Here is a 24,463-nt window from a genome sequence, read left to right as displayed (position 1 = left end):
CATGACACCCATGGCGAAGTATATGTGGCGCAATATCCGGGATTCTTTGGGCCGGTTTATTGCGATTATTTTGATCATCCTGCTGGGGGCGCTGATTTTTGTCGGCGTCAAAGCGACCGGGCCGGCCTTGAATGCGTCGCTGAACGCCACGGTCAAGCAGGACCGGTTGAGCGATGTGCAGCTGATGTCGACGACGGGCTTCACTAGCAAAGACGTTGCGACGGCGGAGAAAGCCGCCGGCGCCCAAGCGGAAGCCGTGAAGTTCAAGTACGTCAGCGGCAGTAAAGGCCAAGTTGTGGCCTTGTATGGCTACCAACCCGGCCAGCAGTTGAACCAATTTTCGTTGCAGAGCGGCCGCAAGCCGGTGAAACCCAACGAAATCGTGCTGGACCAGCGGGCCAAGCGGACGTTCGGCTACAAGCTGGGCCAAACCTACACGTTTCCAGCAGACGCCAAACTGACCCGGCGGACATTCAAGATCGTCGGCTTTGCGGATTCCCCGCTGTACATTGATAACGCCCAGCGGGGGTCGGCCAACGTCGGCGACGGGGCCGTGCGTTATTTTGCTTATATCCCGGCCAGCCAAATGAAGATGAGCGTTTCTTCCCTACTGAACGTGCGCTTCAAGAGTTTGCAAACGGCCGATACAGTCACGGATCATTATGCAGATTTGGTGCGGGCGAAGGAGAAAAAGCTGAAGGCAGTCTTCAAGCCCCGGGCAGCGGCCCGGAACCAGGAGCTGCTGGCACCGACGCTGAAAAAACTGGATGCCCAGCAGGCCCAATTGGACGCGGCCAAAAGACTAGCGGGCAATACGCCCCAGATTGCTGCCCAACAGGCGGCACTGACTGCTGGCCGGAAGAAAGCCGTCGCGGCGGTGAAGACCAGTTACACCTGGCAGGTGCGCAACGATCTGCCGGGCTTCTCGGCTTACGGCGACAGTTCCGACCGGATCGCGGCCATCGCCAATGTCTTCCCGGTGTTCTTCTTTCTGGTGGCGGCGTTGATCACCTTCACCACGGTCACGCGGATGGTGGAAGAAGCCCGGGGCCAAATTGGCGCGTTCAAAGCGCTGGGCTATGGCAAATGGCGGATCGCCGTCAATTACTTGAACTACGCCTTGATTGGCGGCGTTGTCGGGACAATTCTAGGTTCGGTCATCGGTAATTGGTCAATTCCGCGGATCGTTATCGCCTTATATAAGAATGAATACTTGCCGCTCCAGCCGGTGGTGCCCATCGGCTGGGACTCGGCGGCGTTAGCGGGGATTTTCTCCCTATTGGCCACAGTCGGGGCGGCGGCCATTGTAGTCCGGGAACAGCTGGCGGAGAAGCCGGCGGCCTTGATGCTGCCCCGGGCGCCAAAGTCGGCGAAGCGGATCCTGCTGGAGCGGATCACGCCGTTGTGGCGGCGGTTCAATTTTAATCAGAAAGTCAGCTACCGCAACCTGTTCCGCTATAAGTCCCGGATGTGGATGACGATTATCGGGATCGCCGGCGGCACGGCGCTGATTTTGACAGGATTTGGCATCAAAAATTCCATCGAGGCCAGCGGCAGCCGGCAGTACAGCGAAATCGTCAAGTACCAAGCGGTGGTCCGGCTGGCCGATGACGCGCAGCCGACCGCGGCCCGCCGGGTGCTAGCGGCGGATGACCATTACCGCAGCAGTCTGGCGGTGACTGCCGATGTGGCCGACCTCACCGCCCATGGCCAGCACCAGGACGATGTGACGGTCTTTGCCACGGATCAGCCGGCAGCCTTGCGCCGCTATATTGGGCTGCATGCGCAAAAAGGCGGGCAGGCGATTACGCTGCCGGCCAGCGGCGTGGTGCTGACGCAGAAAACGGCTAAGCAATTGGACGTCGCAGTCGGTGATGCCGTGCGGGTGAAGACCACCGCCGGCCACACGGGCCGGGCTCGGGTGGCGGCGATCGCCACGAATTATGTGGGCAATACGCTGTACCTTTCTAACAGTGCCTATCAGAAAATGCTGGCCGTCAAGCCGACCGCAAATTCCCTCCTGGTGCGGCTGAAAGCACAGACGGCCAGTCAGCGCAACACGCTGGCCCGGCGCTTGCTGAAGAGCGGCGATGCGCTGGGGACGAGTTATACCGTGGACCAGCAGAAGACCGTGGGCAACATGGGCAAGATGCTCAACCCCGTGGTCATGATCTTCATCCTGCTCTCCGGCGTGCTGTCCTTCGTGGTGCTGTACAACCTGACCAACATCAACGTCGCCGAACGGATCCGCGAGCTGTCAACGATCAAGGTGCTGGGGTTCTATGACCAGGAAGTGACGATGTACATCAGCCGGGAGAACATCATCCTCACCGGCGCAGGAATTCTGTTCGGCTACGCCGGCGGCAACCTGCTCACGGCGTATATCCTGCACCAGGCCGAGACGCCCCAGATCGTCTTCCCGCTGCATATTAGCTTGTTCGGGTATGTGGTGGCCACGGCGCTGATGATCGCCTTCACCGGGATCGTGATGTTCATCACCCACCAGCGGCTGAAGCGGGTGGACATGGTGGAAGCGTTGAAGTCGAATGATTAGGCAGTGTGTTATTGGCCGGATTCCTGGTGAGGGGTTCGGCTTTTCGTTTGGCCGGGGGCGGGGTAAAATGGTAGCACGCAGTGTCGAATTCGTCTGGATATTTTGCGTAATGTAGTGTTGATCGGCAGCATAAGCGGACAACGCTACAGGAGGAAATTACGGATGACAGTCGATATTAATGAACAGCAGTTTTATCAACTACAGCAGATGCTCAAGACGCTGGAGACAAACAAGGTTACTTTGGCTGAGTTTGGCGAACAGAAACGTTACCTAATTTTTGGTATTTTCCAGCCGCAAGAACGATTCAACACGATTATGAATCGCACCGGCCATAAGCAGAAAAGAAAACTGACGCTAATTATGGAATCACGTGCCAGCGGGGAAATGTATCGTTATGATGTTGTGGGTACGACGCATTACGGAATTCCAACCCCACACTTGCATATCTACGATTCAAAGCACAATAGCAGGAGAAATGTTGTATTCGGCGATGAGCTAGGAATCCTGAATATTGATGCCGCATCATCCGATTATCTCGTTACGGCTGTGCTTAAATTTTTGCAGTTTAATCATGTAGAAACTGCCAAGTTGATGATTAATGGCAACCCAGTTTGAATGGAGGGCAATGACGATGACAACAAAAACATCTTGGGCAGCCAATTATGCAAACTGGTTGCAAGAACAATATCAGGTAACAGCGTTGGACGACGCGGATGAAATTACGACACCGTTCACCAATTCGATTGGCGATGATATTCAAATCTTTGCAGTTGCCCAACCCGATGGTTCACTTGAGTTGACGGACGACGGCAATACGATTAATGACTTGCAAATGATGGGTATTAACATTCATAATCCCACGAGAAGGCAGGTGATTATGGGCATTCTTGAGCAGTATACTGTCAGGCTTCGTGACGACGAGCTAGTTGTACATGGCAAAGTCAATAACTTTCCCAGCATGAAGCAGCGCCTCTTGCAGGCAATTCTGCGCATTGACGATTTATCCCAGACCCGCCGAGGGACAGTAACAAGTATCTACCAACAGGAAGTTGCCTCATTTTTGCGAGACAATGACTTTGGTGGGTTGCCCAATTACGTGTTGCAGGGTGGAACAGGAAATCAGTACAAGGTTGACTATGCCATTGGGGAGACAAAAGTAAAACCGTTGCGACTTATGCAAGTGATTAACAAACCAGGATTTCAACGCGTGGCTGCTGAGGGGGCAACGTTTGCTGACATTCGTAGCAATCAAGCATTGCATAATTCTGACATTCAGTTTGTTGTCATTTTTAATGACAGTGAGAGAAAGGTGTCACAGGCAACAAGCAATATTGCACGGCAGAATGCAATTGAACTCCTGCCTTGGAGTGACAAGACAGAATTATTAGCGTTACGCTGAGTACAAGTTCGAGTACCAATTGTATACGCCGTGCTGGCAATCGATACCCATTTTGATGCTTACAAGCATTAGCGCTGTGCGGGCAGCTGGCGTTCTTTCTCCAACTGTCTAACCTGCTCCCGCACATCCACCCCCGGGTCCACCTGCTGGTTATTCAAGAACGTATGCGTATACGCCCGCCGGTACTGACTCGGGGTCAGTTGCAGCTTCTTCTTGAACAGCCGGCTGAAATATTTCGGGTCGCTGAAAAACGCCTGCTGACTCACAGAAGCGACGGGGTCGTTAGTCGTCAGCAGCAAGTACCGGGCGTAGTCCAAGCGGACGGCGTTGCTGTACTCTTGGATGTTTTGGCCGGTGTCCCGCTTGAAGACCCGGGTCAAATAGCTGGCGTTCAAATGAAAATGGTCGGCGATGGCCGCCACGGTGGGCTGCTCGGCCATATGCGGGTTGCTAATACCCTGATGTAGTGGGTTGGCAGTCCGTTGCTGGGCGTAATCGTTGGCTAATTCAATGAACAGCATGGTGGCTTGATAATCCGCCGCGTGGGGCACGAGATACTGGCTGTGGCTGACATCCAATAATTGGTGGATGTTGACGACGGCTTTTTCTTGGGCCTGTAAATGAAAAAAACGGGGCAGTGTCAGACCATTGGGCGCGCTGGGCCGGGTGTCCACCACCGCCGGAGCAACCACGTGGCCCCAGAAAAAGCTGCTTTTGGTCACCGTTTGGCGCGCCCCGACAATGGTTTCATGGGGAAAGACCGTGAGCACGTCGCCGGCTTCCAATGTGTACGGTTTGCCTGACACCTGTAAAAACACTTGCCCGCTGAGGCCGACTAATATTTCGGTGTCCTGGCCATGGTGGTAGCGGTGGTGCTGCCAGCCGAGTTCGGCGCTGAACTCGCTACAGGACACATAAACCAACGGGCGGGATAAATTAAAATGACAATGTTCCACGAGAAACACGCCCCTTTCTCAACAAGTCAGATTTGTCCACTTTTCCTATCAGTATAGCAGTTCCGCCGGTGCTTGAAAGCCCTTAAACTAACAGTATCAAAACAATTTTGGAGGGCCATTATGCAAATCAAGGATATCAAAGTGACGGATCCGTTCTGGACGAAGTATCGGGACATCGTGAAGACTAAGCTGATTCCCTATCAGTGGTCAGTGATCAACGACGACAAGGACATCGCCATTGAGAAAGAAAACGCGGGGGCATACGATGCCGTGGAGAAGAGTCACGCGGTGGAGAACCTGAAGATTGCGGCAGGGCTGGCCAAGGGCCATTTCTATGGCTTCTGGTTCCAAGACTCCGATGTCTATAAATGGCTGGAGGCGGTGGCTTACGCGCTGCGGTACGCGCCGGACACGGAACTAGAGGGCATCGCCGACAGTTTGATCGACATTATTGCCCAGGCCCAGGAACCCGACGGCTATTTGGACACTTACATCCAGATCGAAGCACCGACCCACAAATGGACCCATGTGTCATTGAGTCACGAGCTGTACGTCATGGGTCATTACATCGAAGCCGGCGTGGCGTATTACCAGACGACGCATAATCAGAAAGCTCTGGATATTGCAGAGAAAATGGGCGATTGCATCGACGCCAACTTTGGGCCGGAAGACAATAAAATGCATGGCTATCCGGGTCATCCGGAAGTCGAGCTGGCCTTGGCTAAACTGGCGGACGAGACGGGCGATGTCAAATACACCAAGGTGGCTAAGTACATGATTGACCAGCGCGGTACGCATCCGAATAATTTCTTCGAAGAACAGTTAAAAAATGCCCAAACTAAGAAAATTGAAGATCCGTATTTTGGTGATGCCAGTCAGCCGGATCCGGACGCACCGTATTTTCAAAATGACGTACCCGTGCGGGATATGCAGAGTGCTGAAGGCCATGCGGTCCGGATGACGTATCTGCTGACGGGGATGGCCCATGTGGCCCGGCAGACCGGGGACGAGAGCTTGATGGCGGCTTGCCAGCGGCTATGGGAAGATATCACCCAGCGCCAGATGTACGTCACCGGCGGGATCGGGTCGTCTGCCCCCAACGGCGAGGCCTTCACCTTTGATTACGATCTGCCCAACGATACGGCCTATGCTGAAACCTGTGCATCTTGTGCCATGGCGTTTTTCGCGAAACAAATGCGAGACGGTCGCCAGGATGCGGACTATGGCGATGTGTTGGATCGGGAACTATACAACGGTACGATTTCCGGTATGTCGCTGGACGGGGAGCATTTCTTCTATGTTAATCCGCTGGAGGTGGATCCGGAGGCGAGTGCCAAGGATCCGATGAAGTCCCACGTGAAGGTGCAGCGGGCGGCGTGGTTCGACTGTGCCTGCTGCCCGCCGAACCTAGCCCGGCTGGTGGCGTCGGTGGATCAGTATATTTATACGGTGACTGACGATGCCATCTATGCGGACCAGTTCATCGGCAACGAGACGACCTTCGATAACGGCGTGACGATTGCCCAATCCGGCAACTTCCCTTGGTCCGGTGAGGTGACCTTCCAAGTGCGTGCTGCGGGCAGTGTGGACACCATCCTGGCAATTCGGATCCCAGCGTGGAGCCGACACAATTATCAGGTGACCGTAGCTGGTAAGCCTTATGCCGGTGTACTGGATCATGGGTACTTGAAAATCAAGCAGACTTGGTCGGGCACGATGACGATCACTGTGTCGTTGGACATGAGTGTGCAAGAAATCCATGCTGATCCGCGGATCAAGGATGATGTGGGCAAAGTCGCCATCCAGCGCGGGCCGGTGGTCTATGCCCTGGAAGAGGCGGACAACGGCAAACACTTGCAGGCTAACAGCGTAGCCGCCGATGCTCAGTTTACTGTAACAGAAGACAACAGCACGTTTGCCGTCCCCACGGTGCAGCTCACCACGACGGGGACCCATACCGATGCCGCCACTGTCCCCGGCACTTTATACGGCGCCAGCGCAACGGTCTTGACCCATGCCCAGCCGCTGGTCTTTATCCCGTATTTTGCCTGGGCCAACCGGGCGCCGGGTGAAATGATGGTTTGGGTGCACCAGCACTAAATTTGCCCTGACGTGTACCAAAACATGCGGTATACTGGTGTGTGAGTGCTTTCATACTTAGAAGGAGTGTTGTACATGGCTGACATGACAGCGAACACGAAGGTTTTTGATCATTACAATGGGGACGATGTTTATGAGTATTCTTTGACTAACAAGCACGGGGTGACGCTGAGCACCTTGAGCTTTGGCGCCAATTGGTATGAGCTGCTGGTTCCGACCGCGGCAGGCAAGCAGAATCTGCTGCTGAATTTCCCCCACGTGGCGGATTATGCGGAGAAGAACCCGTACCTCTGCATGTCCATCGGCCGCACGGCGGGTCGGATCGGCAAGGGTCAGTTCACCATCAATGGTGAAGACTACCAAGTCGACCAAAATGAAGGTAAAAATGATCTGCACGGCGGCTTCCACGGCTTCAATTCCTACAATTGGGACGGCCGGATCGAAGACAACCACATTATCTTTACGAAGAATGTGACCAGTGATATGGATGGCTTCCCAGGCAACATGGCCGTGACCATCACCTATACGCTGACCGAACAGGACGAGGTGCTTATCGACTATTCTGCCAACGCGGACGCTGATACGCTGTTCAACCCGACGAACCATGCGTACTGGAATTTGAACCCCGGCGATGTCACGGTGGGCAACCACGATCTGTACATTAACAGTACAGATCGGCTGACTTTGGATGGCGAAAAGATTCCGACGGGCGAGTTGACTCCGCTGAAGGGAACCCCGTTTGACTTCAGCCAAACGGCTTCACTGGGCAAGGCCATTGCCAATCTGCAAGACATTCCAGAAAAGGGTATCGATGACGTTTACGTGCTGAACGACCACAAAGTGGATGAACCGGTTGCGACATTGAGCGATCCGGACAGCGGCATCAGTGTGGATATCTTCTCTGAACGCAACGCCATCGTCTGCTTCACGGCGAACGGCTTCAAGGCGGACGAACCATATATCGGCAAGACCGGCCAGCCCCATGTCGGCGTCGCCCTGGAATCCCAGCAGGCCCCCAACGCCGTGTTTGACCCGAATTACGGCAACATTACCGTTGGTCCCAACGAAATCAAGCACGTGTACACGAAGTATCACTTCAGTTATTAAGTCAAACAGCAAAGAAAGTGCCCCGCGTACCGAGTTGCATCTCGGCGGCGGGGCACTTTTTGGCGTGGGTCAACTACATGGATTTTCCTAACGATAAGAGATCGTCGTCGTCCAGAAATGGCAGGAACGCATGCCATTCGTTCCGGTCGGCGCCGGTTTTGATCAAATGGCGTACATGATCGGCGACGGCACCGCTGGGGGCGAAGGGTGCCAGCTTGCTTAAGCTGGGCGCCATATCCGGATCAGCGGCCCACGTTTTGAAGTAGTAGGCAATGGCTTCGTCATCCAGGAAGGGCGCCGCATCCACAATGGCGTTGACCTCATCGGGATGTTTGACCAGCAAGGCCTGGAGCGCTGCTGAATCGACAAAGGGGTAGAACTTGCGCCGGGCCTTGCGGTCAAAGTTCGGATCAGCCCAGTATTTTTCCAGGACTTCATTGGCCACCCGTTCGTCCATGAAGGGCAGCAGCTTAGCCAGCAGCTGGCTATTTCCCGGGAAATTCGGCAGGACATATTTCTCAACGATCTTGTTCAAATCGTCATCGGCTAAGAACGGTGCTACGGCCACGACCTGCTGCAAGAAGCTCGGCGCGTCACGGTGTTTCATGAGTTGCTTAAAGAGGGCCTCATCCGAAAGAAACGGAGCGATGTCTTTCAAGTAGTCCGGCGACAGGTCCACGTCGTCGGCTTTTTCATCCACTTGGGCGGGCTTCATCACGGGGGCGAAGTCTTTCAGCGTATCCGCGTCGACCTTCGCTGTGTCGTCTTGGACGATCGTGACCTTATGGGCCGCATCCGCGGTGTTCAATAGGTCGTCCAGGGACAGATCCAAGATCTGGGAGAGATCGGCGTACTTATCGATATCGGGGACGGACTGGCCGCGCTCCCAGTTGCTGACGGCTTGGTAGCTGACGCTGAGCTGGTCGGCCAGGTCATTTTGGGTCATGTTTTTGGCTTTGCGGGCGGCCGCAATTTTCTTACCAATACGGTTGGCATCGAAGATAATCATGGGACATTCCTGCTTTCTGAATTGTTGTGCAGCCGGTGTTCGCTGGCTGTTGGCTATAACTGTACCGCCGGTGGGAGCACTTGCCTATCAACCAGTGCTTGAGTTGATCAATGGGCTTTCTCAACTGACGCTTGAGGGCTATGATTAAGGACAAGGATAGCAGAAAGGAAGCTGATAGCAATGGCGATCATCACCGTATGGCGACAGGAATTCTCCGATTACCGGCACATCCACAACATCAATGCGACGGAGGAACAGACCGTCCGGATCTATATGCCCTGGCCAGGGCATTCGGTACGGTTTCAACTGACTGCCGAGTTCGATGAAGTGCCGATCCATGTGCGGGCGATGTCCGTGTCCCGGGGTGACGATATGCCCCTGCCGGTGACCGTGGGCGGCCAGGATCGGTTCGACGTGCTGCCGCGGCTGACCCGTTGGACGGATTGGGTGGATCTGAATTTGGCCGGCGGCGAGTGGCTGACGATTTATATCCACGCCACCAACCACACGATTCGTACGCTGGGCAGTGTCAGTGCCACCAACCTGATCGATCCCGGCCAGGCTGAGGCGGACGAGCGGTTTTTCGGCGTCAACGCGGTGCAGGCGGCGGTGGATGTGGATCAGCCGGTGCGGCGGTTGGTGTTCTTTGGCGACTCACTGACCAACATGAGCCGGTTCTCGGCGCCGCTGGCGCGGAAACTGGTGAAGCGGGGCATCGTGACCGCCAACCATGGCATTTCCGGCAACCGGCTGCTGTATCCCGGGCACGGTTTATCCCCATGGGTGCATAGTTTTGGCGAAGCCGGGATTCGGCGGATCGACCATCTGTTGGTCACAGAACCGCCGGCGATGCTGCTGTTTATGGAAGGATTGAACGATTTGCTGCATCCGGGCACCGAGAGTCCCGCCCGGGAACTGCCCAGCGCGGCGGGATTGAACCAGGGAATCGACGCGGTGGCGGCGAAATGTGCGGATCGTCACGTGACTTTCATCCCCATGACCATCACGCCTTTCGGCCAGAGCCAGCTCAGCGGGATTGAGGCGTGGAGTCCGGAGAAAGAAAAGATTCGCCAAGCCGTGAATGACCACATTCGCAGTTTCCCGTATGCCATTGATTTAGCCAGTCAGGTTGCGAGTACCGCTGACAGCAGCGTCCTGGACGCCGTGTACGATTGCGGAGACCATATTCACTTTTCTGTTCCCGGCGGGCGCGAAGCAGCTAAGTTCCTTTACGCCGACCTGCGCAAGCAGAAACTTGTTTAACATTTTCATGCGGTAGTGGACTTTTTTCAGTGGACCGTCTATCATAATAGATGACATAGATTTGAAATCTAGATGATCAACAATCCGCTGGAGGTGCCACATTGGAAACTCATCACGTATCCCGTTACCGTATCCATTATGAAGTGAAGAACGCCGTCTCCCATGGGGTCTGGTTTCTAGTCAGTATTTGGCTGGTTACTGCCCTCTGGCTGCGGGCGGGGGCCCATCACGCCGGGCCGCTGGAAATGACTGCCTTAGTGATCTACGGGGTGACCTTGCTCAACCTGTTTCTGGCGTCCACGATGTGTCATGCCATGGCATTCACCAAGGCAGCCCGGATCTTCCAGATCCTGGACCACTCGGGAATCTACTTATTTATTGCCGGGACTTACACGGCATACACACTGGTCGCGATTGGCGGCGTCACCGGTTGGGTCATGCTGGCCATCGAATGGTTCTGCGCCATCGCCGGCATCGTGATCCACGTGGTCAGCGGCAATCCCCACCAGAATATTGAGACGCTGCTCTACATCATCATGGGCTGGCTTTGCATCGCCGCTGCCCCGACACTGTGGCGGACGTTGGGTCCGGTGGGCTTCTGGTTCCTGGTCTCTGGCGGGGTAGTCTTTACCCTGGGGGCTGGGATCTATAGTATTAAGAAACTTAAGGAGGGCCATTTTATCTGGCATTTCTTGGTAATCATCGCTAGTACGTTGATGTATGTATCGATTTATTGGTTAGTTTAAGAGAGGGCCGCCCAGCGATGGGCGGTTTTTTTTGGTAAAAAAAGCACGATCTATTTGACAAAAATGCGGCAGCCATCCTACGCTAGGGAGAGCACTACGAGGAGGTGATTCGATGAGTAAACTTTTTGCGACTCTGGCGATCTGGTGGCTCATGTTTGTGGTGGGCGTTGCCCTAATCACGATGTACATGGCGACTAATGGAAATTATGAAGGTGCCCTGGTTTTTTTCCTACCGGTGCTGATTCTTGGTTTCCCGATTAGTCGATATTTGAAGCGTCACTTGCTGCACCAGCGTGTGAAATAAACCGTCGCGGATACATATCAAGGCCGTAATCTGGTAGTGTACCTATTTGGTATTTTAGGTTAAGCCATTCAGAGTTGAGCGGCTTTTTGAACGAGAAAAAGGCCATCGGCAAAAAGACTGTCGATGGCCTTTGAAGTGAGTTACGATTGCTTTTCTGAATTCTTGGCAATTTTGGCTTTGTCTTCGGCGGTCAGCAATTCTTTGGGGTAGCCGGGATCAGTGGGGAAGAGATAGCCCATTCGTGGGCTAATTCGATCATATCTTCTTTGGTGAGGAGGTGATCTAATTCCTCTTCGGTATAATCCTTGAGATCCTTAGGCTCCTTTCGCTCAGCCATTGATGTCATCCACCCTTTGCTGCTTCAGCAACGCAGCATATCCAGAATCTCCCGGAAACAAATACCCCAGCCGATGGCCTAATTCTTTGATATCGGTATCACTCATAAACGCATCGATTTCTTCATCAGTATAGTAGGGAACCGCCGGGATTTCCTTTTTTCTGCCCATCAACTGCGCCTCTTTTCAGTACATTGAGATTGTTCTTATTGTACGCCTATGCTATCTTTAGGAAAACTTAGTCCAAACGAAAAGAGGAGTCAGCATGAAACAGGAAACGAGCCCCAAGGCCATCACGATGAATATCCTGAATGGCCTATCAGTCGGCATCATTGTAGCCCTGGTGCCGGGGGCGCTGCTCAATGCCCTGGTCAAATTAGTCTTGCCGGTGGCCCCGTGGCTTAGCGTAGTGACCCAGATGACGGGGATCGCGCAAACGATGCTGCCGGTGTTGGCGGCGGTCTGTGTGGGGATGATGGCTAAATTTTCACCCATTCAAACCGGGTCATTGGCGTTGGCCGCCATTGTCGGCGCGGGCAACATCCACGCCACCAAGGCCGGCATGGCCATTGCCGGCACGGGCGATGTCATTAACACCGCACTGACTATTGTTGTCGGCTACCTGCTGATCTTACTCTTGGGTCAGCGGCTCAAAGCCTACACGATTCTGCTGATTCCCAGTATTGTCTTGATCGTGGGCGGCGGGATCGGACTGTTGACGTATGGGCCGGTGACCGGCGTGACCAAGTTCATCGGTCAATTGGTTGAACAGCTGACGACGCTGCAGCCCATCCTCATGGGTATCTTGATGGGCATGGCATTTGCGCTCCTTATTGTGTCGCCTATTAGTACGGTGGGCATCGCGACGGCCATCAATCTCAGCGGGATTGCGTCCGGCTCCGCGAATCTGGGCATCGTTGCCGCTGGCTTTGCTCTGGCCATCTATGGCTGGCGCGCCAATTCCGTGGGGACTTCCATCGCCCATTTCTTGGGTTCGCCCAAGATGCAGATGGCGAACCTGCTGGCTAAGCCCAAGCTGCTGCTGCCGCTGGTCTTGAATGCCGGCATCCTTGGCGGTTTAGGCGCGCTGTGGCAAGTTAAAGGAACACCGATGAGCGCTGGTTTCGGTTTTTCTGGTTTGGTCGGGCCCCTGGCGGCGTTGGAAGGATATGGCAGCCCCAATGCGATGACCATTCTGCTGATTATCGTGCTGTTCTTGGTGCTGCCGGTGGTGCTGGGGATTGCCAGCAATTTCGTGTTTACCCAGGTGCTGCATTATCAAACGGCGGAGGATTACGCGCTGCATTACGAATAAGATGTGTATCAGAAAAGGCCTCAACTGGGGAACCAGTTCGGGCCTTTTTCGCTACCCAACGGCTTGGATAGCGGCCGGTGTTGCGTTAACTTTCTCTAACCGCTGATCATGCAGCGTATATTCAGTGAACCCATACTTGGCCAGCAAGTCTGAATCAAGATGGTGCGCGCTCTCAATAATGGTCAGCGGCAGCGCGTAGAGCAATTCGCGAATCGCCCGACTGTTTTCATCGTCCAGACCAGCAGTGATTTCGTCCAACAGCAGGACCGACTTGTGCTGCAGCAGGGCCCGGGCAATCACCAAGCGTTGCTTCTGGCCGCCGGAGACATCGCTGCTGTCCGGGCTGATTTGGCGGTTCAATGGATTCGGCCCGAGTTCGGTGAGCAGTTGGACGTCGGCGAGGGCTTGGCGCACGGCGGCGTCGGGTACTGCGGCATCGTGCAGGGTGAGGTTATCGCGCACGGTCCCGGCAAAGAGCCACGGCTCTTGGGCGACATAAGCCACTGCCGTTGGGGCAGCGGGCTGACCGGCCAATAACACTTGGCCGCTGGTTGGTGCTTGCCAGCCAGCGAGGAGGTTCAGCACCGATGTTTTTCCAATACCGGAGGGACCGGTGATCAATACTTTTGCCCGGGCTGGAATGGTGAGTGTGGTCGGCACCAAAATCGAATGGTCGGGACCATAGTCCAAGCTGGCTTGCTGCAAAGCGTAGGCGGCTTGATCGGCTGGGAGGACAGCGGTAGTGGTATCGGCAAAGGGCTGCGGCTGCGCCGGTAAATTTCTCAATTCCCGGGTACTGGCCAGCTGCCCCCATTGCTGCATGACCGCCTCAATGTTTTGGACGGCATTATTGGCAGTCAGCGACAGGGTGAGCAAAATGCCCAAAGTAATGCCGTAACCGCCGTGGGTCATGAGCCAAAAGCCGATGCCCCAGGGGCCGACCAGAGAAAGGATCACCGTTAACAAAGCACCGTACTGGATGGTCCATTGCAGATTGCCCTGCCGCTGGAAAGTGCGTTCGCTATGCTGCAACGCGTGCCGGACTGGTGCGAACATCGTCTTTTGCGCGGCCGCTTGGACGATGTCCCGCCGGCCTGTCAGCCAATCGGTGCCCGCTTGCATGGTCTGGTCATTGGCTTGGCTCCACTGCTTGCCGATCGCAGCCAGCCGATTTTTGCCTAGCAGCATGGGAATCGCGCTCAAGGCGGAGAAGCCGACGAAGACGAGGCCCATGAGCCAGTGCACCCGGAGCACGAAGACGGTGGAAATAACCGCGGCAATGCTGCTTTCGGTAATGCCCGACAGGACCCGGAAGTAGCGGTTCTCAATTTGCCCGGCATCATTCGTGATGTGGTTCAAGCCTTTGCTGGTCTGTTCACCGGTTTGAAAGCTGGTGATCAGCATCGCGGCCTTCAGCTGAATGTTCAGGTGCTTGACGGCGGCATTGACCAGCATTTGTTCAAAATAAAGGCCCGTATACGTGGTGAAATAGAGGCCGGCGGCCATGACGAGAAAACGGGTTAATTGGCCGCTATTTGCGTTCACCAGACTGGGGAAACCGCCCAAGACGATCCCATTCACCAGCCCTTCAAAGCTGCCGATGACCATGGTCCCCAGCAGCAGAATCAGAATTTGCTTTGGTATGTTTTTAAGTACCCACCGGATATTGATTGTCATCGAAACCACGCTCCCTATCTATTTGATGAGTCAAGCATAGCTGGTAATAGTGCATTGATTCCGATGAGTGACATAAATGTCACAGGTTTGCCGTAAACCGCTGGGGCACACTGATCTCAGTCCATAACTTTCTAACCGTTGCAAGCCATCTCTCTTAGTTTTCTCTGCTATACTGTGGATAGTTCCAAGAAAACGCACACTGCAAAGAAAAGAGTGGATGTTATGCAAGCCATTATTACCGTCGTCGGCCAGGATAAGGTCGGCATCGTGGCCGGTGTCAGCTCCAAGCTGGCGGCCATGCACATTAATATATTGGATATTTCCCAGACCATTATGGAGGGCAGTTTCACGATGATGCTGCTGGGCGGCCTGCCGGAAGATGCCGACTTCAAGGCGGTCCAGCAAGCCCTTACCGATTTTGGCACCCAGCAGGATCTGACCATTCGCATCCAGCGTCAAGAGATTTTTGACGCCATGTCGTCATTGTAGGAGCCGGCCCATGGAACAACAGAAGATAATTGATACCATTCAGATGATCAGTGAAGAAAAGCTGGATATCCGCACCATTACGATGGGCATTTCTTTACTGGATTGTATTACCGGCGATACCCGGGCCACGGCGGAACGGATATACGACAAGATCATGCATAAGGCCGCTCACCTCGTGCAAGTGGCGGATGAGATTGAGACTGAATACGGCATTCCCATCGTTAACAAGCGGATCAGTATCACCCCGGTGGCCATGCTGGCCGGGGCCGACCCGCATCCGGACTTCCGCTTGATTGTCCGGCGGCTGGATGATGCCGCCAAGGCGCTGGGGGTGGACTTTATCGGCGGATACTCGGCGACGGTTCAGTCCGGCATCACGCCGGCGGAAGAGAACTTGATGCGCTCCATGCCGGAAGCGCTGAGCATGACCGACCGGGTCTGCGGGTCCGTCAACATCGGTTCGACCAAAGCCGGCATGAACATGGATGCCGTGAAGATTATGGGGCAAGTGATCAAAGACCTCAGTGCCACTGGCGCGACCAATGCGATGAAGCTGGTCGTTTTCTGCAACGCTGTGGAGGACAATCCGTTCATGGCCGGTGCATTCTGGGGTGTTTCCGAAGGTGATACGGCGATCAATACCGGCGTTTCTGGGCCCGGTGTCGTGCAGCGGGCGTTAGCCCAAGTACCCGAAGCCGATTTTGCCCAAGTATGCGAAACGATTAAACAGACGGCCTTCAAGGTGTCCCGGATGGGCCAGTTTGTCGGCAAAATTGCTGCCGAACGGCTGCATGTCCCGTTTAATATTGTGGATCTATCCCTGGCGCCGACCCCGGCTCCTGGCGACTCCGTGGCTGAGATTCTGGAGACCATGGGGTTGGGTTCCGTTGGCGCCCCCGGGACTACCGCCGCTTTGGCCCTGCTCAACGATGCCGTGAAGAAAGGCGGCATCATGGCGGCCGAACGGGTCGGCGGGTTATCCGGCGCCTTCATTCCTGTTTCAGAAGACGGCCGCATGATCGAAGCGGCGGCAGCGGGGCAGATCACGGTGGAAAAATTGGAAGCCATGACCGCGGTGTGTTCTGTCGGCTTGGACATGGTCGCGATTCCCGGCGACACACCGGCCAGCAGTGTCAGCGGCATGATTGCGGACGAAGCGGCGATCGGGATGATCAACGCCAAGACCACGGCGGTACGGCTGATTGCCGTGCCCGGCAGCCGAGTCGGGGATATGGTGGAATTCGGCGGGATCTTTGGCCGGGCCCCTGTGATGGCTGTCAATTCGGCGTCGTCGGCCCAGTTCATTGCTCGGGGCGGGCACATTCCGGCGCCGATTCATTCGTTCAAAAATTAATCACAATAATTTGGCTCCTTTGCGTATCTAGCTTATGCAGAAGTAGAAGGGATGACCAGAAATGGAGAGACCAGATGACTTAGATCAGCAAATACACGACTTACGGGAGAAACTGGAGTCGCTGCAAGCCGCCTCGGACCAGCGGATGGCGGCTTATCTGCACAGCCAAGGAATTTATACCCTGACCCAGTTGCGGGAGAAACTCGGTGAACCGCATGGACCGACCCCGCCAGCCCTATCAGAAACGCCGCCGGCAGCGCCCGCGACTCCGGTTGCCCCGGCAGTTGAGAGCGATGCGGCGCCAGTGCCGAACAAACCGGCGGCACCCGCTGCACCGCGGCCGGCTCCGACCGACTTATCTTTTAATGCGTTACTGTTGCAGGTACCGCTCATGGCGAAAACCATCCGCCAGATCGTGACGATCGTGGAAGAGCGCACGGCCCACCGCTTCCCCCGGGATTTACAGCGGACGCTTTTCTTCACTAAAGACTTCGATCTGCCGTTATTCACGTATATTAAAAACAACATCCTGTCCGATTATGATCCGGGGCAAGACGTCACAATGACTGGGCCGCAGCTGCAGGCCGCCCTGACTTATGCCGCCCATGCCAATGATCGGGACGACGGCAGCGACGACGCACCGGCCAAGGAGAAAACCGCGCTGGCAGCAAAGCAGGGCACACCGGCGCCGCAACCGGCCGTGTCCACGCCGTTATCGGCGCTGCGGTCAGTGGAAACCACGCCCCTGCAGATGACCAGCATCACCCGGCCGGCCCCGGCGCCGCGCAGACCCCTGGCGAATCCCCGGGCCCTCGTGGAACGCAAACTCGCTGGGGCCACCGCGGGCGGCCGCTACATCAGCGAATCGCTGGTCCGTACGCTGCACTTGAGCGGTGGTGAAACAGTGGAAATCGTGCCCAAAGAGGGGGACGACCTGCCGTATTTCAAGATTCTCAAACCGGCCGATAGCAGCTATCATGCTCCGATCCACCGCTTGACGTTCATCCCGGCCGAAGAGGACGAGAACGGCCAGCTGGTATTGAAGCACGCCTATACCCAAGCACCGCTGGTGGATCCGGGTACCGGCGAGACCTTCGAATTCATCGTTGATCCCCACCGCTATCCGCTGCTCCATGCCGGTCAGCTGGTGGATTTCGCCTGGTACGAAGGGCAGGACCCGCGGGCCGGCAAGATCTACTGGATCCATCTGTTGGAAGAAAGCGCACCGCTGGCGCCGCGGCCGGTTAGTACGCCAGTCAAAAAGGCCATCAAAAAGCCGGTTGAAGAACCAGCCGAGGCGGAGAAAGCCGCGGAAAGCGAAACACTGCAGTTTGATCTCAATGGCGGTACCGTCCTCATCGTCGGGGCCCCGAAACATGACGGCAACGTCATTGCCATGCTCAAACAGCACGGCGGTCAGCTGACCCATTTTGATGCTAAGAGCAACGCTTATAGCCAGCTGCCGACTATGATCCGCCATGCGGACTACGTCATCTTGATTCCCACCGCCGCCTCGCACCATTCCACGCAGACAGCCGTCTCCTTAGCCAAGCGTTACGAACGGCCCTTCGCCGTGGCCAATACGCTGTCCGTGGTCAACGTCGAACGTGCGGTTTACCGCGCGGTGAACGGCTTGCCGGCCCGGTCCGTCAGCCAGCAGGATACGTATCTGGAGTCCGCCGCGGGCGCGGAACAGAACTGATTAGCCAATCAGGCAATCTTTCCAAGCGGAAGGATTGCCTTTCTTGTAACTGCTATATTACAATGGTGGTGAGTAAGAAAACGGGTACACACACGAGGAGTGGACGGCTATGCCGATGATGAATCAGCAGGATGAGGCCTATGAAGGGCTGAAAACGATGGTGTTAACGATGCAGCTGAAACCAGGGGAGAAAATCGACAAGCATCGCTTGGAAGACAAGCTTGGTATTGGGATCACACCGATTCGAGAAGCCATTATTCGCTTGCGCCGGGAAGGGCTGTTCAATGTTATCGCCCAAAGCGGTACGTACGTCGCCAAGATTGATCTGGATACCCTTTCCCAAGGGCGGTACGCGCGGATGAATATTGAACGCAGTGTGACCGCCGATGCGGTCAAAATTATCTCCGCCGATGATATTACGGAGCTGGAACGGCTATTGCAGATGCAGTCGCTATACCTGCGTTCCGGCAATTACGATAAGTTCTTCCAAGCGGATGAAGATTTCCATGAACTATTCTACAAGGTGACGGATAAAGAGTTCATCTGGCACTGGCTGCGGTTGCTGAATCTCCAATTTGACCGCTTCCGCTACCTGCGCCTGGAACTGCCCGGTTTGGAGTGGGATAAGATCTTGAATCAGCATAAAGAGATCGTCGCCCGGATCAAGGCCCAAGACGCCGCCGGTGCCGCCGATTTAGTCGTTGACCACCTGCACATGGTGGACGATGACGTGAAGATCGTGCTCGCCGCGTATCCGGAATATTTCGCGCCGCAAGCAGCGGCTCAACCGGAAGTGACGCAGTAATGCAAAAAGCAGCGAATCGGCCGAGTGAAGTGCCCCATAATTGTTAGACAGATACTCTAACGATTGTGGGGCATTTTTATGACCAAATATTCAAGTGAGTTCAAGGTACAGGTTGTCCAAGAGTATCTTTCTGGACGGGTTTCCTATCCAACCCTTTGCGCTAAATACAGTATCCCGTCAATGACCCCAATCCGGAGGTGGGTTAAGCAGGCTCAAGCTAATGGACTGGAGTCGCTTCAACGTAAACGTACCAAAGTCGCTTATTCATTGGAACAGAAACTGTCTGTGGTAGACTATTACCAAACTAGTGGTGAAGGTGTGGCATCGGTGGCTGCTCACTTGGGATCAATGCCTCGCAGGTGGCTGTCTGGGCGAAGATCTTCAAGACTGAGGGAGTAGCGGGGTTACGTCCCAAACCGCGAGGAAGGCGGTCTACAGTGAAACACAAGAAACCTAAGCAAGCGAAGAAGCTGGAACTCAGTGAGAAGGAAGCCTACCAGCAAGAGATATTAAAACTGCGCGGTGAACTATACCATACAAGAATGGAACGTGACTTCTTAAAAAAATTAGGGGCCGTATCGAAGAACAATCTGCCGCCAAAAAAGCAGCAGTAGTTGACGCGTTACGGCACGACTATCCGCTCAAAGAATTATTGTTATTAACCCAATTACCCCGGGCTACCTTCTATGACCGCTTGCAGCGCAAGAATAAGCCAGATAAATATGCGGCCTTAAAGGCATTCATCAAGAAAACATTCCGTGACTCGTATGAAACCTACGGTTATCGCCGTATTCATATCATGGCCCGCAAGGCTGGTTTCAAGTGCTCCCCCAACACGGTGCTCCGGTTGATGGGGCAGCTCGGTCTCAGTGTGACGTTGTATTCACGCCATACCAGCAGTTATCACTCATACAAGGGGAAAGTAGGTACGGTGAATGATAATCTGCTGCACCAACGATTCGATGCTCAGGAACCATTCACGGTGCTGCATACTGATGTGACGCAAGTCAAACTGGTCGATCACAGTTGGGGGTATATTTCAGCGGTAATTGATGAAGCCAGTCGCGAAGTCATTACGATTATTGTGAGTAACTCTGCGAATAAAGGGCAGCTTCACTTGACCTTAGACGATCTGGCTAAGAAGCTGCCTGCCAATGTCACGCCAATCATGCACTCCGATCAAGGCTGGCAATACCAGACCCGTGAATACCAGTCTCGGGTACATGCTATGGGGATCGTTCCCAGCATGTCTCGTAAGGGTAACTGTCACGATAATGCGCCAATGGAAAGTTTCTTCAATCTGCTCAAGCGTGAACGGATCAATCGGCAACCCATCAAAGATCTTTCAGAGCTGAAACAAGTCGTGACTCACTACGTCACGTGGTTTAATCATGATCGCATCTCACTCAACAAAAACGGCCTGACTCCGATCGAATACCGGACTCAGGCCGTAGCGTAATTATTTTTCAAACTGTCTAACTTTTTTGTTGCACTTCAGAGGGTCAATTCGCTGCTTATTTATGTTAGATGATTTCTGCGCCAAACGGGACGAGGGCGAGCTTGGCCAGTTTGAAATGCTGCTGACCAAAGGGAATGCCAATAATCGTGATCGACAGCAGCAGGCCCCACAGCAAGTGGTTCAAAGCCAGTTCCAGTCCGCCGAAGATCAGCCACAGGATATTCAGGATCAGGCTGCCGGTCCGGTTGGACGGCACGACTTCTTTGCCAAACGGCCACAGGGACAGCCCGGCAATCTTGAAACACTGCAGACCGATGGGGATGCCGACGATCGTGATGCACCAGACACAGCCCACCAGGAACCAGCCGATGGCGGAGAGAAAACCGCCGAAAATGAACCATAAAATATTACCCAGACAGCCCATGCCGTCACCTATCCTTTCTGATATAAAAAACCGGAACAGCCAGCAATGGCGTTCCGGTTTAGTGAGTGGAGCCTAACGGACTTGAACCGTCGACCTCTTACATGCGAAGCAAGCGCTCTCCCAGCTGAGCTAAGGCCCCAAAAGCACTTGACTATAATACCGCGAATGGCCGGCACCCGTCAAGGGCTAACCGCCAATCAGCGGCTCTCGGTGAAGTAGTCGGGATAGGCGTCGCGCACCACTTGCACGTCGTCACCCACCATGTGCAGGTGCTCGGTGATGACGGCGTGGTCCTCTTTCTTCGCGGGCAGGACGACAATCCGTCCCCGAATGGGTCGATTTCTATATAAAACGACGCCTACACGAACATAAACTGGATGCTTGGAGGCTGCGCTCTTACCTGCGGGTTTTGCGCGATGGCCCGGACGAAGATCAATGGGAGCGGCAGGAACCGGCAGATGCTCGGGTCATGCTGCTGGCGACCACCCACATGACCTTGACAGACGACTATATTGCTAAAAAACTGCGGGAACAAGCGATCGATGAAGCGTAACACCCATCAAAGAGGCAGGTGATGCAGTCCATTGGGGCAGCATTGGTGTTGTTACGTGCTTAAATAAGGCCAGCAGTAGTGTTGTTAATCGATCAATGTAATCGCTTCAAATAATGTGCAAAACACCTTTCATATTGAGCTGAAAGGTGTTATTGTTAAACTGATATATCAGTAAAAGGGAAAATCAAATTAACGGAGGTTTTCTATTGTGGTTAAACTGACCGACGATTATCAACAAAACGCCCAGGCGTTCAAAGCGGCCGGCATCGCGGTCCCGCAATTCGATCAGGCGGCGATGAAGGCGGCAACGGATCAAAAGCCCGTCTGGGTCCACTTCGGCGGCGGCAATCTGTTCCGCTGCTTCCATGCGAAGATTGTCCAAGATCTGCTGAACAGCGGCGACTTGCAGAGCGGGGTGATCGTGGCGGAAACCTATGACGGCGACGTGCCCAAGGACATCTACAAGCCCTATAAGAACCGGGTGCTGCAGGTGGTCATGGCGCCCGATGGCAGTTTGGACAAGACACTGATTGCCAGTGTGGCCCATGCCATTTACTATAACCGCGACGACGAATTCGGCTGGCAGACGCTGAAGGATGTTTTTGAACAACCGTCCCTGCAGCTGGTAACCCTGTCGATCACCGAAAAGGGCTATGCCCTGCATGACATGAACGGCAACCTGACGGACCAAGCCAAATACGACATCACCCACGGTCCGGAAGTGGCCCAGACGAATATGGGGGCCATTGCCCGGCTGCTCTTTGCCCGCTATCAAAGCGGCACGTTGCCGATTGCTATGGTCAGCACGGACAATTTCTCGGAGAATGGCCAGCGTTTCCAGGATGGCATTTTGACCATCGCTAAGGGCTGGGTCGACAACGATTACGTGCCCCAAGACTTCGTTGATTATTTGAGCGATCCTAAGCAGGTCAGCTTCCCCTGGAGCATGATCGACCGAATCACGCCGAACCCGGCCCAGAGTGTTGCTGATAAATTGGCTAAGGAAGGCTTCGAAGATACCACCATCGTGCACACGGCCAAGCACACCAATATTGCCCCCTTCGGCAACACCGAGGAGACCCACTATCTGGTCATTGAAGACAGCTTTCCCAATGGCCGGCCAGCATTGGAAAAGGCCGGCGTGATGCTGACGGATCGGGAGACGGTCAATGACGCCGACCAGATGAAGGTCACGGCCTGCTTGAACCCGCTGCATACGGCGTTGGCCATTTTCGGCAATCTGCTGGGCTATACGTCCATCGCGGCCGAAATGGAGAACAAGGATCTGGTCGCGCTGATCAAGCGGCTAGGCTATCAAGAGGACCTGCCGGTGGTCAAGGATCCCAAGATCATCAATCCCAAGGAGTTCCTGGATACTTTGCTGACTAAGCGGCTGCCGAATCAGAATATTCCGGATACGCCCCAACGGATCGCCAGCGATACATCACAGAAGATTCCGGTCCGTTATGGCGTCACGATTCAGCACTATGTCGATCAAGGTGGGGACGCCGTACAGCAACTCGTTGCCATTCCGTTTATCTTGGCTGGCTGGTGCCGTTATCTGCTGGCTGTTAATGACCAAGGTGAGGCTTTTGAGCCAAGCCGCGATCCATTGCTGAAGGACCTCCAGGCCCAACTGGGCAGCTTGAAGCTGGGGTACACCGGTGACGTGCATGCTGCCTTGCAGCCGATTTTGAGCAACAAACAGATCTTTGGCAACGATCTCTATGCGATTGGCTTGGGGGATAAAGTAGAAGCCAACTTCAAACAGCTGATCACTGGCCCGGGCGCTGTTGCCAAAGCGCTGCACGCATTGAATGAGGAGGAAGATTAAATGCAGAACATGGGATTCCGCTGGTATGGATCAAAGGATGACAACATCACCCTGCAGCAGATCCGCCAGATTCCGGGTACGACCCAAGTGGTCGGCGCGCTATTCGACGTGCCGGTGGGGGAAGTGTGGCCTAAGAGTGAGATCGCCGCTTTAAAGAAGCAAGTTGAAGACGCCGGGTTGAAGCTGGAAGTCATCGAGTCCGTTAATATTCACGATGACATCAAGATCGGTTTGCCCACCCGGGACCGCTACATTGAGAATTACAAAGAGACCATCAAGAACCTGGCCGCTTATGGTATTAAGGTAATCTGCTACAATTTCATGCCGATCTTCGACTGGCTGCGGACCGATCTCCATTATCCGCTGCCCGACGGCAGTAACGATATGGCCTTCCAACAGGACAAATTGAAGCCGAATCCCCAAGATATCATTGACTCAGTGCGCAACGACTCCGAAGGCTATGTCCTGCCAGGTTGGGAACCAGAACGCTTGGATACGATTGCGCACTTGTTTAAAGCCTATGCCGGCGTTGACGAACGCAAACTGCGGGAGAATATGAAGTACTTCTTGGATGCAATTATCCCCACCTGCGAGAGTTATGGCGTCCGCATGGCCATGCACCCGGACGATCCGCCCCGGGAATTGTTCGGCCTGCCCCGGGTGTACAAGAACGCTGAGGACATGCGCATCATCGAAGGGATGCACGAGTCCCCATATAATGGTTTCACCATTTGCACCGGCAGCCTGGGGGAGAATCCGAAGAACGACGTCCCAGCGATCATTCGCGAGTTCGTGAAGAAAGACCGCGCGCCGTTTATCCATGCCCGGAATATTAAGTTTATGAACGCCCAAGGCGACTTCCACGAATCCGCCCACCTATCCTCTGAGGGCAGCTTAGACATGTACGAGATCATGAAGGCCCTTTACGATACCCACTTCGACGGCTATATCCGGCCGGATCACGGGCGCAATATTTGGGGTGAAAATGGCCGGCCCGGGTATGGTCTGTACGACCGGGCGCTGGGTATTACCTATTTGAACGGATTATGGGAAGCAATCGAGAAAGGAAATAAGTAAC

Annotated in this window: 24 protein-coding genes, 1 tRNA gene and 2 pseudogenes; 20 read left to right on the top strand and 7 right to left on the bottom strand. The window is 54.6% G+C overall.

Annotated features, from left to right (window positions below; genetic code table 11):
• The first annotated feature begins 1 nt into the window (after position 1).
• The 3 genes from FMM01_RS09215 to FMM01_RS09205 all read left to right on the top strand — a co-directional run bounded on the left by FMM01_RS09215 (position 2) and on the right by FMM01_RS09205 (position 3,953).
• Positions 2-2,554 carry an ABC transporter permease gene (locus FMM01_RS09215; RefSeq protein ID WP_150392307.1) on the top strand — a complete coding sequence of 851 codons (2,553 nt, stop codon included), beginning with the start codon at positions 2-4 and terminating at the stop codon, positions 2,552-2,554.
• 162 nt (positions 2,555-2,716) lie between these two features.
• Positions 2,717-3,169 (top strand): DUF6978 family protein, encoded by a 453-nt coding sequence (locus tag FMM01_RS09210; protein WP_150392306.1) that lies wholly within the window; start codon positions 2,717-2,719, stop codon positions 3,167-3,169.
• Between the two features lie 16 nt (positions 3,170-3,185).
• Positions 3,186-3,953, top strand: a complete 768-nt coding sequence (locus tag FMM01_RS09205; RefSeq protein WP_150392305.1) for a DUF1828 domain-containing protein — start codon at positions 3,186-3,188, stop codon at positions 3,951-3,953.
• 68 nt (positions 3,954-4,021) lie between these two features.
• Here FMM01_RS09205 and FMM01_RS09200 read toward each other — a convergent pair whose 3' ends face one another.
• Positions 4,022-4,909 (bottom strand): helix-turn-helix transcriptional regulator, encoded by an 888-nt coding sequence (locus FMM01_RS09200; protein WP_150392304.1) that lies wholly within the window; start codon positions 4,907-4,909, stop codon positions 4,022-4,024.
• A 120-nt stretch (positions 4,910-5,029) separates the two neighbouring features.
• Between FMM01_RS09200 and FMM01_RS09195 the strand changes: the two genes are divergently transcribed.
• Both FMM01_RS09195 and FMM01_RS09190 read left to right on the top strand, forming a co-directional pair.
• Positions 5,030-7,009 carry a glycoside hydrolase family 127 protein gene (locus tag FMM01_RS09195; RefSeq protein ID WP_150392303.1) on the top strand — a complete coding sequence of 660 codons (1,980 nt, stop codon included), beginning with the start codon at positions 5,030-5,032 and terminating at the stop codon, positions 7,007-7,009.
• Positions 7,010-7,084: 75 nt separating this feature from the next.
• On the top strand, positions 7,085-8,116 hold the full coding sequence (locus FMM01_RS09190) for an aldose epimerase family protein (protein WP_150392302.1): 1,032 nt from the start codon (positions 7,085-7,087) through the stop codon (positions 8,114-8,116).
• A gap of 73 nt (positions 8,117-8,189) precedes the next feature.
• Here the strand turns inward: FMM01_RS09190 and FMM01_RS09185 are convergent, their stop codons facing one another.
• Entirely contained in the window at positions 8,190-9,125 is a 936-nt protein-coding gene (locus FMM01_RS09185; protein WP_150392301.1) for a helix-turn-helix transcriptional regulator, read from the bottom strand.
• Between the two features lie 180 nt (positions 9,126-9,305).
• On the opposite strand from FMM01_RS09185, the gene FMM01_RS09180 reads away from it, so the two are divergent.
• The 3 genes from FMM01_RS09180 (at position 9,306) to FMM01_RS09170 (ending at position 11,438) form a co-directional block, all read left to right on the top strand.
• Positions 9,306-10,388: a GDSL-type esterase/lipase family protein gene (locus FMM01_RS09180; RefSeq protein ID WP_150392300.1), complete on the top strand. Its 1,083-nt coding sequence runs from the start codon at positions 9,306-9,308 to the stop codon at positions 10,386-10,388.
• Positions 10,389-10,489: 101 nt separating this feature from the next.
• Positions 10,490-11,134: a PAQR family membrane homeostasis protein TrhA gene (gene trhA, locus FMM01_RS09175; protein WP_027829150.1), complete on the top strand. Its 645-nt coding sequence runs from the start codon at positions 10,490-10,492 to the stop codon at positions 11,132-11,134.
• Between the two features lie 112 nt (positions 11,135-11,246).
• Positions 11,247-11,438 carry a PTS system mannose/fructose/sorbose family transporter subunit IID gene (locus FMM01_RS09170; protein ID WP_150392299.1) on the top strand — a complete coding sequence of 64 codons (192 nt, stop codon included), beginning with the start codon at positions 11,247-11,249 and terminating at the stop codon, positions 11,436-11,438.
• A 190-nt stretch (positions 11,439-11,628) separates the two neighbouring features.
• On the opposite strand, the gene FMM01_RS16260 is transcribed toward FMM01_RS09170, so the two are convergent.
• Positions 11,629-11,775 (bottom strand): hypothetical protein, encoded by a 147-nt coding sequence (locus FMM01_RS16260; RefSeq protein WP_190973320.1) that lies wholly within the window; start codon positions 11,773-11,775, stop codon positions 11,629-11,631.
• On the bottom strand, positions 11,768-11,944 hold the full coding sequence (locus FMM01_RS16255) for a hypothetical protein (protein WP_190973319.1): 177 nt from the start codon (positions 11,942-11,944) through the stop codon (positions 11,768-11,770). Before FMM01_RS16255 ends, FMM01_RS16260 begins: the two co-directional genes overlap by 8 nt.
• 94 nt (positions 11,945-12,038) lie before the next feature.
• On the opposite strand from FMM01_RS16255, the gene FMM01_RS09165 reads away from it, so the two are divergent.
• A complete protein-coding gene (locus FMM01_RS09165; RefSeq protein ID WP_150392298.1) occupies positions 12,039-13,088 on the top strand; it encodes a PTS sugar transporter subunit IIC in 1,050 nt (349 codons plus the stop codon).
• Positions 13,089-13,139: 51 nt separating this feature from the next.
• On the opposite strand, the gene FMM01_RS09160 is transcribed toward FMM01_RS09165, so the two are convergent.
• Positions 13,140-14,765, bottom strand: coding sequence for an ABC transporter ATP-binding protein (locus FMM01_RS09160; RefSeq protein ID WP_150392297.1), 1,626 nt, complete (start codon positions 14,763-14,765; stop codon positions 13,140-13,142).
• A 222-nt stretch (positions 14,766-14,987) separates the two neighbouring features.
• Between FMM01_RS09160 and FMM01_RS09155 the strand changes: the two genes are divergently transcribed.
• From FMM01_RS09155 to FMM01_RS09125, 8 genes and pseudogenes are all read left to right on the top strand, one after another.
• Positions 14,988-15,254, top strand: a complete 267-nt coding sequence (locus FMM01_RS09155; RefSeq protein ID WP_027829147.1) for an ACT domain-containing protein — start codon at positions 14,988-14,990, stop codon at positions 15,252-15,254.
• A 10-nt stretch (positions 15,255-15,264) separates the two neighbouring features.
• Positions 15,265-16,608: a PFL family protein gene (locus tag FMM01_RS09150; RefSeq protein WP_150392296.1), complete on the top strand. Its 1,344-nt coding sequence runs from the start codon at positions 15,265-15,267 to the stop codon at positions 16,606-16,608.
• A 61-nt stretch (positions 16,609-16,669) separates the two neighbouring features.
• Positions 16,670-18,310, top strand: a complete 1,641-nt coding sequence (locus FMM01_RS09145) for a DUF2325 domain-containing protein (protein WP_150392295.1) — start codon at positions 16,670-16,672, stop codon at positions 18,308-18,310.
• A 109-nt stretch (positions 18,311-18,419) separates the two neighbouring features.
• Entirely contained in the window at positions 18,420-19,115 is a 696-nt protein-coding gene (locus tag FMM01_RS09140) for a GntR family transcriptional regulator (protein ID WP_150392294.1), read from the top strand.
• 78 nt (positions 19,116-19,193) lie between these two features.
• Positions 19,194-19,355, top strand: a pseudogene (locus FMM01_RS16785) (transposase); the annotation flags it as partial.
• A gap of 83 nt (positions 19,356-19,438) precedes the next feature.
• Positions 19,439-19,534: pseudogene (locus FMM01_RS16780) on the top strand (helix-turn-helix domain-containing protein); the annotation flags it as partial.
• An 18-nt stretch (positions 19,535-19,552) separates the two neighbouring features.
• Complete coding sequence (locus FMM01_RS09130) at positions 19,553-19,729, top strand: hypothetical protein (RefSeq protein WP_223850089.1); 177 nt, start codon at positions 19,553-19,555, stop codon at positions 19,727-19,729.
• Positions 19,681-20,574 carry an IS3 family transposase gene (locus tag FMM01_RS09125; protein ID WP_150391972.1) on the top strand — a complete coding sequence of 298 codons (894 nt, stop codon included), beginning with the start codon at positions 19,681-19,683 and terminating at the stop codon, positions 20,572-20,574. The genes FMM01_RS09130 and FMM01_RS09125 overlap by 49 nt, the downstream gene beginning before the upstream one ends.
• Before the next feature lie 64 nt (positions 20,575-20,638).
• Here the strand turns inward: FMM01_RS09125 and FMM01_RS09120 are convergent, their stop codons facing one another.
• Both FMM01_RS09120 and FMM01_RS09115 read right to left on the bottom strand, forming a co-directional pair.
• On the bottom strand, positions 20,639-20,998 hold the full coding sequence (locus FMM01_RS09120; protein ID WP_027829143.1) for a YccF domain-containing protein: 360 nt from the start codon (positions 20,996-20,998) through the stop codon (positions 20,639-20,641).
• A 66-nt stretch (positions 20,999-21,064) separates the two neighbouring features.
• Positions 21,065-21,137 (bottom strand) — tRNA-Ala (locus tag FMM01_RS09115).
• Positions 21,138-21,407: 270 nt separating this feature from the next.
• On the opposite strand from FMM01_RS09115, the gene FMM01_RS09110 reads away from it, so the two are divergent.
• The 3 genes from FMM01_RS09110 to uxuA all read left to right on the top strand — a co-directional run bounded on the left by FMM01_RS09110 (position 21,408) and on the right by uxuA (position 24,462).
• A complete protein-coding gene (locus tag FMM01_RS09110) occupies positions 21,408-21,551 on the top strand; it encodes a hypothetical protein (protein ID WP_223849914.1) in 144 nt (47 codons plus the stop codon).
• A gap of 208 nt (positions 21,552-21,759) precedes the next feature.
• The gene (locus tag FMM01_RS09105; protein WP_150392292.1) at positions 21,760-23,385 is read left to right on the top strand and encodes a mannitol dehydrogenase family protein; all 1,626 of its coding nucleotides are present in this window, start codon (positions 21,760-21,762) and stop codon (positions 23,383-23,385) included.
• The gene (uxuA, locus tag FMM01_RS09100; RefSeq protein WP_150392291.1) at positions 23,386-24,462 is read left to right on the top strand and encodes a mannonate dehydratase; all 1,077 of its coding nucleotides are present in this window, start codon (positions 23,386-23,388) and stop codon (positions 24,460-24,462) included.
• The last annotated feature ends 1 nt before the right edge of the window (position 24,463 follow it).

The organism is Schleiferilactobacillus harbinensis (assembly GCF_008694105.1).
In the GTDB taxonomy this organism is placed as follows: domain Bacteria; phylum Bacillota; class Bacilli; order Lactobacillales; family Lactobacillaceae; genus Schleiferilactobacillus; species Schleiferilactobacillus harbinensis.
The sequence above is the reverse complement of the archived record's forward strand: the minus strand, read 5'-3'. Positions and strand labels throughout refer to the sequence as shown.